This is a genomic window from Erwinia sp., from assembly GCF_031978025.1.
Lineage (GTDB): Bacteria > Pseudomonadota > Gammaproteobacteria > Enterobacterales > Enterobacteriaceae > Erwinia.
Map to the genome: position 1 here is coordinate 1 of NZ_DALZCD010000183.1, position 8765 is coordinate 8765.

An 8765-nucleotide genomic window follows, 5' to 3' on the forward strand; every position below is an offset into this window, starting at 1 on the left:
GCCTTCTTGTTTTTTAGCCACAGGCTATTATTAAAAAAAGACAACATTCTTTGAAGATTAATTGATCTTTTCTTTCCTCGATACTTTGACTGAGCACCCAAGGAATAATCAATGACATTTTTCCTTTTTTTGTTAAACCCGTTAAAGCCTGTTGTAGCCATATTATTTATTTTGAATATTTTAGTTTCTGTTTTTTCTAAACTCCTTTTATTGTTTATTACTATTTTATATCCCAAGTGACTTTCTATTCTCACGGATTTAAGCGTTTCATTAATATCGTGTATCAAAAAACTTTTATTACCTGAATCATACCATATGATAAACCCCCTTGATTCAGTATAATTTGAACAAGACTCCTCTATAAAGTCTAGCAATGTAGATTTCCCGGCTCCATTTTTCCCAACAATAGCTTTTAGATTACACCCGCTATAATAATCAACCGTAGTATCTTTCTTATGCTCAATTGATAGCAATGAATCTGAGAAGATAACATTGTAAGTAGAGCTAAAAGAAGCATCAAAATCCTTGAGGATTTTGTGTTCTTTGGCGTAAACAAAAACCAATTCCATTCAGCACTCCAATAATGTATTTTTTATAAAATCACAGCTATTAGACTGTATCTAGCAATTAAAATTAAACATTTAATTCTAACGTTAACATTACTTTGCCGCCAACCGTAATACTGTTATCCTTGCAGCTAAAATCTGCATTTTTATTAGAAACTTTAATTACATTCCCTGGTAATAAGCTTACGTCATAGACATCATATTTGCCATTAACGGCAAGTAACCACCTGCCATTGCTAATATCAATAATACTGGCATCTATAATCCAAGAGGTAATACTTCCATAGATATAAATAGGTTTTATAATAGTCTGCGATAAGAAATTCAAATCAACGTCCCAATAACCTGCATCTCGCAATTTTCCTGCAAGGAGGTTTTTTTTTGTAACTTTTGATATAGATGGAGTGCTTTTTTTTATTTCATCACTCAAACATTGGCCTGTCGCTAACCATTCTAATGAGGCTCCAGTATCAAGCGCGCAAGCAACCACTACATCGCCCGGAAAATAGCCACGGCGAACCCAGGTACTTACTGTACCTGATGAAATATCAAACAAATCACACAATTGTTTTTGTAAGCTAAAACCATATGCATCCATTATGCGGCGTAGAACAGGCTTACCACCATTGGACATAATATTATCGTAAAGCTCTTTACCCCGTGCTGAAGCAAACCCTTCCTTAAATTTTGAATTTGCAAGTTTCCCTGTAGTAAGCAAGCTGAGATCACAGCCTGTATCCAGTGCGCACTTTACAAATGCACTGCCGGGGACACTATCACGTTTCACCCAATTGCTTACATTGGCGGCAGGTATGCCAAGGCATTCAGCTAGTGCTTTCTGCGTCGTAACCCCATACGCAGTAGACAGACGCTCAATAATCTCTAACGCCGTTCCTTCGGTAAAATCCATAAGCCACCAAATAAATAAACATTTGTTGTTTACTAATGGTCATTTGTTGATTTAGGATGTATCACACCACATGAAACACCGTATAACAGAACAACCAAAAGGAGATATTGCTCTATGCATACTGAAAATGCAAACGGTCAAAACGCATTTAACTCTGCGCAGTCACAAGAATTCATTGCTCAGATTACGTCTGCTCTAATGCCTGCACTAAGCGCAGCTGTTAACACTGCCGTAGACCGCGCAATTACGCTTAATACCTCGCCTACCATGTCTAAGGAAGACTTTGCAGCAGCTAACGGCATTAGTAAATCCGTGCTGGAAAAGTGGATCGCCAACGGCGTCATACTCTTAGCCCCCACTCCTACTAGTACTGTCACACGCATTATTAAATGTAAAAAGACCGGCAGAACACGCACTGACATCATGGAAAAGCACGGTAATGCTCTGATTAACGTTGCCGCATGGCGTGAAAAGAACCGTCAGCAGGCCCTCAATTGTCGCTATATCAAACCATAACTTGATTATGCAAGTTCAAGGATCGGTAACCATGTTTGATTTTCAAGTTTCTCAACAATCCCATTTTGAAAATGCGTGCCGCGCTTTCGCTGTTCGCCACAATATTCGTGAGCTGGCGGACAAAGTTGGTATGAATCAGCAGACTCTTCGCAATAAGCTCAACCCTGACCAGATGCATCAGTTAACGGCACTCGAAATCGCTGTACTTACTGATATCACTGAGGATGCAACATTGATTGATGGTTTGCTGGCACAAATGAAATGTTTACCAGCAGTACCGATGAATGAAGCTAAGGCCGAACGTATGACCCACTACGTTATGCAGGCTACGGCTGAATTAGGCAAAGTTGCTGCTGCGGCAGTATCAGGCGAACGCATGACGGCATCGCGTACCAGCGCTTTTATGGAAAACGTAAATGCTGGAATTCGTTGTCTCTCTCTGATTGGGCTGAGCGCTCACGCTCGTGTGCACTCTAACCCTGCCCTTGCTACTACCGTAGATGCGATCAGCGGCATTAGCGCTTCGATGGGCCTGAGCTAACGCTATGGCAACAGTATCTATGGCTTCATTGCTGAAGCGTCAAAGTCCTTCAATGTCCTACGGCCACGGTTGGATCATGGGTGAAAACGGTAAACGCTGGCACCCTGTGTTTTGCACTAAGAATTCAATGGTAAGCGGTTCAAAATTGAAAGAGGTTAATCATGGCTATCGAAGCTGAAGCAGCACTGGCTGAAATAAAAACAGGTGCAAGAGTCGCCGGATTGAATCACGTTGCCGAACTGCGCTCAAAATTTTGGGGTAACGACTGCGGTAAAGATATCACCCGCTTTTTTGATGAAATGCGCGATACCACTGACCGCAACTACCAAGAAAACAAGCGGGCATTAAGCGCTATATTCTATCTGGCGAATATTCGGACCGAGCGGCATGAGCTTGATTTCAGTGAGCTGACCACTGATGAAAGAAGCGCGCTTATTCGTGCGATGAACCATTTTCGTGCAGTTGTGAGCTTATTTCCCAAAAGAATGACTCTGCCCAACTAATCACCCTTTTTAAATAAATGACGTCAACCCGTCGGGCATCGCTTTGCCCGAATACAGGAAATCGAGAATGAAAAATTATTCAGAAGAAGTGAAAGTCGAAGGTTACGATCTACCGTTAAATACGATGCTGCACGATGCGCGAATGGAAGAGCGTCGTGCCCATGCCGAAGTAATAGTTTCCCGCCTGGTTGTACTTGCCTGGAAAATCCGTAGCGGTGAATTACATCATACGGAAGCTGCTGAACTCCTGACTCAGGAGGCCGAAAAGTATCAAAATCAGGCGCAGGAGCTGCACTAATGGCTGACTCAATGGATCTAGTGCAGCAGCGCACTGACGAAATGCTGGCGCGTAATATCGCCCAAGTAATTTATCGCCCGGTAACGGTCAGCGCCTCTTTTTGCGAAGACTGCGATGCGCCCATCTCCGAAGCGCGTCGTCGTGCCGTTCAGGGCGTTACCCGTTGCGTGACCTGTCAGGAAATGGACGAGCTGCAAAGCAGATACCGTCAGGTCAGTGCGCAATGATGCAGGAATACGCTTACCCGTGGAATGCTCCACGGGAAGCGATCGCCAGCCCTTATCGCACCTATGAAGAGGAGCGCAGCCGCAGTCAGATGATTGCGGCTTTGTCGCATGCGCAAGATTTACTGGAGAAGCAGTCCACGCTCGTACAGCTGGATGTAAAACGGCGCATCAGTGAGCTTGAGAAAACCCGCGGCACAGCCCGTGCCAATGCGTACTTAACGAAAACATTCGTTGAGCGTACATTGCCACGGGTTGAAAGCGTCAGCGCGCAGTATCGTCTAGGTGAAATGAACGCCGGCACCTTTACGCTGCTTACCGGTAACGCCTCTGATAAAACTGGTGCAGCCGGTACGCTGTGGGAGCTGATGAACCGCTTTAACCGCCTGCCGGATCTGGCTCGCGCCGACGTAGATTTGCTGGCCGGTGATATCGCCAGCTTTATCCTGGCGGAAATGGTGCAGGCGCACGGCCAGTCTAAGGATGAATCGGACTACAAATACACGCACCGCGTTTACATGACGGCGGCAACCATCACACGCGAGCTGAAGCAAACCCCGCCGCTGTGGGAGAAAGTCACCTCGCGTATTTTCTGCCCGGAAGACGTGACGCCCGCGATCATGCGTATGCAGACTGAAAAATGGTGGAAAGGCCGCCTGCGCCGCGTGGCTGCCTCATGGCGTGAGCATCTGCAAATCGCGCTCGCCAACGTCAGCAAAAAGCACACGCCTTACGCCAGCACCATGACTGTAAACGAGTGGCGCGAGCAAAAACGCCGCACGCGTGAATTCCTCAAGGGCATGGAGCTGGAAGACGAGGAAGGCAACCGTATCAGCCTGATTGAGAAATACGACGGCAGCGTGGCAAATCCGGCGATCCGTCGCTGCGAGCTGATGACCCGCATCCGCGGCTTTGAAAATATCTGCAACGATATGGGCTTTGTCGGGGATTTCTATACGCTGACAGCGCCCGCCCGCTATCACGCCACAATCAAGACCGGCTATCGCAACCGCAAATGGAGAGGCGCCAGCCCGGCGGAAACGCAGCGCTATCTCTGCAATGTCTGGCAGAAAGTCCGCGCGAAACTGCACCGGGAAGAGATCCGCATTTTCGGTATTCGCGTGGCCGAGCCGCACCACGACGGTACGCCACACTGGCATATGTTGATGTTTATGCGCTCGGAAGACATGCAGCGCGTGCGGCAGGTGATCCGCGATTATGCCTATCAACAGGACAGCTACGAACTGACCACGGAGAAAGCCAGAAAGGCCCGCTTCCACGCGGAAGCTATCGACCCGGAGAAAGGCAGCGCGACCGGCTATGTGGCTAAATATATTTCCAAAAATATCGACGGCTACGCGCTTGACGGCGAGCTGGACGGCGAAAGCGGCAAAGAGCTGAAAGATACCGCACCCGCCGTGTCTGCCTGGGCGGCGCGCTGGCACATCCGCCAGTTCCAGTTTGTCGGCGGTGCGCCGGTAACGGTTTATCGTGAGCTGCGCCGCATGGCCGACAGTGAAACGGCTCAGGGCTTAAGCGTTGAGTTTGCCGCCGCGCACGATGCTGCAGACGCTGGCGACTGGGCGGAATACGTCAACACCCAGGGCGGCCCGTTCGTGAAGCGTGACGAGCTGGCCGTGCGCACCTGGTATCAGGCAAGCGAAGACTGCAACGAATACGGCGAGGAAACCGTGCGTATTAAAGGCGTTTATGCCACATCCGTTGGTGAAGACACCCCGATTTTAACCCGCCTTGCACAGTGGAAGATTGTCCCGAAACGTGCCGTTGATTTGGGTTTTGAATTTAAGGACGCGCCCGCGTCCTCTCGGAGTTCTGTCAATAACTGTACGGGAGGTTTGAGATCGCAGGATTCAAAACGGCCGGAAAGTGTTGATGATCGCGACTTTTCAGCGTTAACCCGTAAGGAACGGCGACGACTTTTAGCCAGGTTAAGGGCTGATATACCGGAAAAAAGGCATCTGCAGCTGCGCCGCTCTGACAAAACAGAAGCAGCGTGCGATAACGTGATCGGCCAGATACGCGACATCACCCGCGAAACCATCAGCCGCGCAGTCGCCGTGCGCCTTATCAGCGGTACAGAAACCAAAATTGCCGAGCAGTGGTTTCGAAGCTCTGCCAGCGGGGAACTGTTCAGACCGAAAAAGCGTATCGATGCTCAAAATCTGCTAAGGCGATTTGAACGACTAGCCCATAGCTCAAAAGACTGCACAGAAGCAGGATAGGACGGCTTGATTGCTCGCAATCAAAGCAACAACCTTTAGTGCCGGGCTTCACTAAAAAATTTTCGGAAAGTGCTTTCCAATCAGCCAGATGAAAGTTTTGTTTTTGCAGAACAATTTTCTTTCGCTACGCTTAAATGTCATGTTACTGTATAAATACACAGTATTTTAAAAGGGGGGATTATGGAACCTGATGAAATCCGAGCCATGCAAAGGAAAATTTCAGGCATGAGGTTTATCGCCGAGTTGTCCTTGATAGCTAACTGCAAGCCTTGTGATCTCGAGTTGGCTCTGACTTTAATTGCCGATTTGGCAAATTCCGAGCCTCACATTGAGGCTGATGATAAAATTTTCTACGCTGCTGAATGAAATGTTAAGGAGGATGAGATGCTTTTAGATGTTACGATCAATAAGGAATCAGGATTAGGTAAGGAAAAACTTCAGGCTTTTGAGGCTGAGCTGCATCGCCAGGTCATAGCTGTCTTCCCGGCCACGAAAATCAGCGTACATGAGTCTATAGAGTCTGGCTTTGAGATGGCGGGCTTTACCCTCGAATCTGACAGACATGCTTTAACCCGTATTTTGCAGACCACAATGCAAACCTTTCAGATCCCCTACTGAGCTACCCGCCCGGTAAACAACGTAGAAATCATCAGAACGGGTCGTGCATGCATAGAGTGCATGGATCTGCATCAGAAAACACACACGCAAAAACCTGATGGGTGCCAGTGCTGGCGCCCTTCCCCCTCCCCCATGCACATGCATGGAAAGCGCCCTACAAAGCGGGCAGGCGTGGCGGGGAAAGCATTGCGCGCTGCCATAGAAATAATGTATGTTTACAATTTAGAAATGAATCTTATGTGTTCCCATTCGAGCCTATTTTTTAAAAGGAAGTAATTATGTCTGATCTAGACCATGAAGACGTCAAAACTGAGCAAGACAATGTTTGGTTTGAAGATTACGCTGATAATAGCGACCCATTTCAAATTTCTGAATATGATATTACTTCTACCCCAAATGACTTTAATGTGATGACACTCTTTAGTTTCGTTGAGTCAGGTGCGGTTAAAATTCCAGGTTTTCAAAGAAATTTTGTATGGGATATAGCTCGTTCTTCTAAACTCATAGAATCTCTAATTCTGGGGCTTCCCGTTCCACAAATTTTTCTTTATGAGCAAGCGCGTAATAGTTTCCTTGTAATTGACGGTCAGCAGCGTTTGATGTCAATTTATTACTTCGTCAAGAAAAGATTTCCTAGAAAAGAAATGAGAGTCGAGTTAAGGGAAATATTTGATCAGGAGGGTAAAATCCCTGATGATGTATTACATGATGACAGATTCTTTCAAACTTTTAACTTGAAATTGCCCGAAAAGATACCGGGGGTTAAAAGCATTTTTAAAGGATTAAATTATTCAACACTAGGTGATTATAAAACACAATTCGATCTCCGCCCGCTTAGGAATATAATTGTTAAGCAAAATACTCCTGATGGTGATGATTCATCGATGTATGAAATATTTAATAGATTAAACACTGGGGGCATCAACTTAAGACCTCAGGAAATTCGTACAAGTATGTATCATTCAAGTTTCTATGAAATGCTATATCGAATTAATAGCGACGCGAGGACAAGAAACGTTTTAGGGAGCACTCAACCTGATTTACACGTTAAGGACATTGAGATTATTCTTCGTGGTTTTGCAATGCTTATGGATAAAGAAAACTATGTACCATCAATGGTTAAATTTTTAAATCAATTTTCCAAGAAATGCAAAAATAATTCCACCGAACAAAACGAATACCTTCACGATTTATATAAAAGCTTTTTAGACTCATGCTCAGACCTTGCTGATGACGCTTTCATCAATCGTAGTAATAATCGCTTTAACATAGCATTATATGAGGCTGTCTTCCGTGCCGCATGCCTTGATGCATTTAATGAAAGAAGATTAATTAACGGTAAAATAACTAATGAGAGCATTAACTCAATAAAAACAAACTCAAACTTTACGGATGCTGCCAGCGAGGGCACTACCAAGGTGGCAAATGTTGAGGTAAGACTTAATTTGGCACAAAAAGATTTAGTCTTAGCATAAAAGGATACTGCTATGGCCAGTACTATTGTTGACAGACTTCACTCTGATTTCAGTGATTTAATTGTGCTCCTCCAAGAGTCCAATGAGATTTCTCTGATAAATTCTGCGGAGGAAAACTTTAAAAAGTCGCTACTTCTGGCAGCGGCGAGTTATTTTGAAAATCATCTTTCCGAATGCGTAATGTCATTTACATGCGAAATTGCAGGTAATGACAACATTATTTCATCGTTAGTTAAGAGTAAAGCAGTAACCCGGCAGTATCATACTTGGTTTAAGTGGGATGGAAACAATGCTAATACTTTCTTTTCTTTATTTGGTGAGGGATTCTCGCGTTTAGCAAAAGCTGAAGTTCGAGATTCACCAATATTAGACTCTTCCATTAGAGCATTTCTGACCATTGGCAATGACAGGAATCGTCTAGTGCATCAAGATTTCGGTAATTTCACAATAGAAAAAACCACCACTGAGATACACGAACTTTATCAACAGGCGATGTACTTTACCGAGTGGCTGCCTCGTTATTTAAGGAGCAACAGTAACGTATCTGCTGCTTAATGACTTAAGGGGGGTACCCCCCCTTAAATGAACGAAAGGTATTAAATGAGTCGTTCAAGTATCTTTAAGGGATATTTAAAATTATATTATTCTTTGAGAGTAAAGCGTTGAAGTTTAGTCATTTGATAATTCATACTCTCTAAAACTAATTACATTCTCACCTACCCAATAGTTAAGCTCTTTCATTCTTTCCTGCAGAGGTGTCAGTTCGTTACGCACGAATACCTGAGACGCTTTCACCGCGTCACCGAACCCGCCGGAGTTGTCCGGGATAATCCCCATCATCTGCGGCGGCACACGGTGCGCGCTTAACAGG

Annotated in this window: 13 protein-coding genes and 1 pseudogene; 11 read left to right on the plus strand and 3 right to left on the minus strand. The window is 45.3% G+C overall.

Annotated elements, in window-relative coordinates; all coding sequences use genetic code 11:
• Together RTK32_RS14605 and RTK32_RS14610 are read right to left on the minus strand one after the other, a co-directional pair.
• Positions 1–569: ATP-binding protein (locus RTK32_RS14605; RefSeq protein WP_312045230.1), on the minus strand; the 569-nt coding region annotated here is incomplete at its 3' end.
• A 64-nt stretch (positions 570–633) separates the two neighbouring features.
• Positions 634–1476 carry a helix-turn-helix domain-containing protein gene (locus RTK32_RS14610; RefSeq protein WP_312045232.1) on the minus strand — a complete coding sequence of 281 codons (843 nt, stop codon included), beginning with the start codon at positions 1474–1476 and terminating at the stop codon, positions 634–636.
• A gap of 114 nt (positions 1477–1590) precedes the next feature.
• Between RTK32_RS14610 and RTK32_RS14615 the strand changes: the two genes are divergently transcribed.
• From RTK32_RS14615 to RTK32_RS14665, 11 genes are all read left to right on the plus strand, one after another.
• Positions 1591–1992 (plus strand): hypothetical protein, encoded by a 402-nt coding sequence (locus RTK32_RS14615; RefSeq protein ID WP_312045233.1) that lies wholly within the window; start codon positions 1591–1593, stop codon positions 1990–1992.
• A 31-nt stretch (positions 1993–2023) separates the two neighbouring features.
• Positions 2024–2533, plus strand: a complete 510-nt coding sequence (locus RTK32_RS14620; RefSeq protein WP_312045234.1) for a phage regulatory CII family protein — start codon at positions 2024–2026, stop codon at positions 2531–2533.
• 4 nt (positions 2534–2537) lie between these two features.
• Positions 2538–2711: a phage filamentation protein Fil family protein gene (locus RTK32_RS14625; protein WP_312045235.1), complete on the plus strand. Its 174-nt coding sequence runs from the start codon at positions 2538–2540 to the stop codon at positions 2709–2711.
• Positions 2695–3036, plus strand: coding sequence for a DUF5347 domain-containing protein (locus tag RTK32_RS14630; RefSeq protein WP_253455662.1), 342 nt, complete (start codon positions 2695–2697; stop codon positions 3034–3036). The genes RTK32_RS14625 and RTK32_RS14630 overlap by 17 nt, the downstream gene beginning before the upstream one ends.
• A gap of 67 nt (positions 3037–3103) precedes the next feature.
• Complete coding sequence (locus RTK32_RS14635) at positions 3104–3334, plus strand: DUF2732 family protein (RefSeq protein WP_312045239.1); 231 nt, start codon at positions 3104–3106, stop codon at positions 3332–3334.
• Positions 3334–3561: a TraR/DksA family transcriptional regulator gene (locus RTK32_RS14640; protein WP_312045241.1), complete on the plus strand. Its 228-nt coding sequence runs from the start codon at positions 3334–3336 to the stop codon at positions 3559–3561. Before RTK32_RS14635 ends, RTK32_RS14640 begins: the two co-directional genes overlap by 1 nt.
• Entirely contained in the window at positions 3561–5801 is a 2241-nt protein-coding gene (locus RTK32_RS14645; RefSeq protein ID WP_312045251.1) for a replication endonuclease, read from the plus strand. Before RTK32_RS14640 ends, RTK32_RS14645 begins: the two co-directional genes overlap by 1 nt.
• Before the next feature lie 204 nt (positions 5802–6005).
• Positions 6006–6167: a hypothetical protein gene (locus RTK32_RS14650; protein WP_409451101.1), complete on the plus strand. Its 162-nt coding sequence runs from the start codon at positions 6006–6008 to the stop codon at positions 6165–6167.
• An 18-nt stretch (positions 6168–6185) separates the two neighbouring features.
• Positions 6186–6419 carry a DinI-like family protein gene (locus RTK32_RS14655; RefSeq protein WP_312045245.1) on the plus strand — a complete coding sequence of 78 codons (234 nt, stop codon included), beginning with the start codon at positions 6186–6188 and terminating at the stop codon, positions 6417–6419.
• Positions 6420–6697: 278 nt separating this feature from the next.
• Complete coding sequence (locus RTK32_RS14660) at positions 6698–7894, plus strand: DUF262 domain-containing protein (RefSeq protein WP_312045247.1); 1197 nt, start codon at positions 6698–6700, stop codon at positions 7892–7894.
• Between the two features lie 12 nt (positions 7895–7906).
• Complete coding sequence (locus RTK32_RS14665; protein WP_312045249.1) at positions 7907–8449, plus strand: HEPN domain-containing protein; 543 nt, start codon at positions 7907–7909, stop codon at positions 8447–8449.
• Between the two features lie 114 nt (positions 8450–8563).
• Here RTK32_RS14665 and RTK32_RS14670 read toward each other — a convergent pair.
• A pseudogene (locus RTK32_RS14670) lies at positions 8564–8765 on the minus strand (Presumed portal vertex protein); the annotation flags it as partial.

Coding starts and splice junctions, on each gene's coding strand:
- RTK32_RS14610 (WP_312045232.1), bottom strand. CDS start 1,476: ATGGATTTTACCGAAGGAACGGCGTTAGAGATTATTGAGCGTCTGTCT.
- RTK32_RS14615 (WP_312045233.1), top strand. CDS start 1,591: ATGCATACTGAAAATGCAAACGGTCAAAACGCATTTAACTCTGCGCAG.
- RTK32_RS14620 (WP_312045234.1), top strand. CDS start 2,024: ATGTTTGATTTTCAAGTTTCTCAACAATCCCATTTTGAAAATGCGTGC.
- RTK32_RS14625 (WP_312045235.1), top strand. CDS start 2,538: ATGGCAACAGTATCTATGGCTTCATTGCTGAAGCGTCAAAGTCCTTCA.
- RTK32_RS14630 (WP_253455662.1), top strand. CDS start 2,695: ATGGCTATCGAAGCTGAAGCAGCACTGGCTGAAATAAAAACAGGTGCA.
- RTK32_RS14635 (WP_312045239.1), top strand. CDS start 3,104: ATGAAAAATTATTCAGAAGAAGTGAAAGTCGAAGGTTACGATCTACCG.
- RTK32_RS14640 (WP_312045241.1), top strand. CDS start 3,334: ATGGCTGACTCAATGGATCTAGTGCAGCAGCGCACTGACGAAATGCTG.
- RTK32_RS14645 (WP_312045251.1), top strand. CDS start 3,561: ATGCAGGAATACGCTTACCCGTGGAATGCTCCACGGGAAGCGATCGCC.
- RTK32_RS14650 (WP_409451101.1), top strand. CDS start 6,006: ATGCAAAGGAAAATTTCAGGCATGAGGTTTATCGCCGAGTTGTCCTTG.
- RTK32_RS14655 (WP_312045245.1), top strand. CDS start 6,186: ATGCTTTTAGATGTTACGATCAATAAGGAATCAGGATTAGGTAAGGAA.
- RTK32_RS14660 (WP_312045247.1), top strand. CDS start 6,698: ATGTCTGATCTAGACCATGAAGACGTCAAAACTGAGCAAGACAATGTT.
- RTK32_RS14665 (WP_312045249.1), top strand. CDS start 7,907: ATGGCCAGTACTATTGTTGACAGACTTCACTCTGATTTCAGTGATTTA.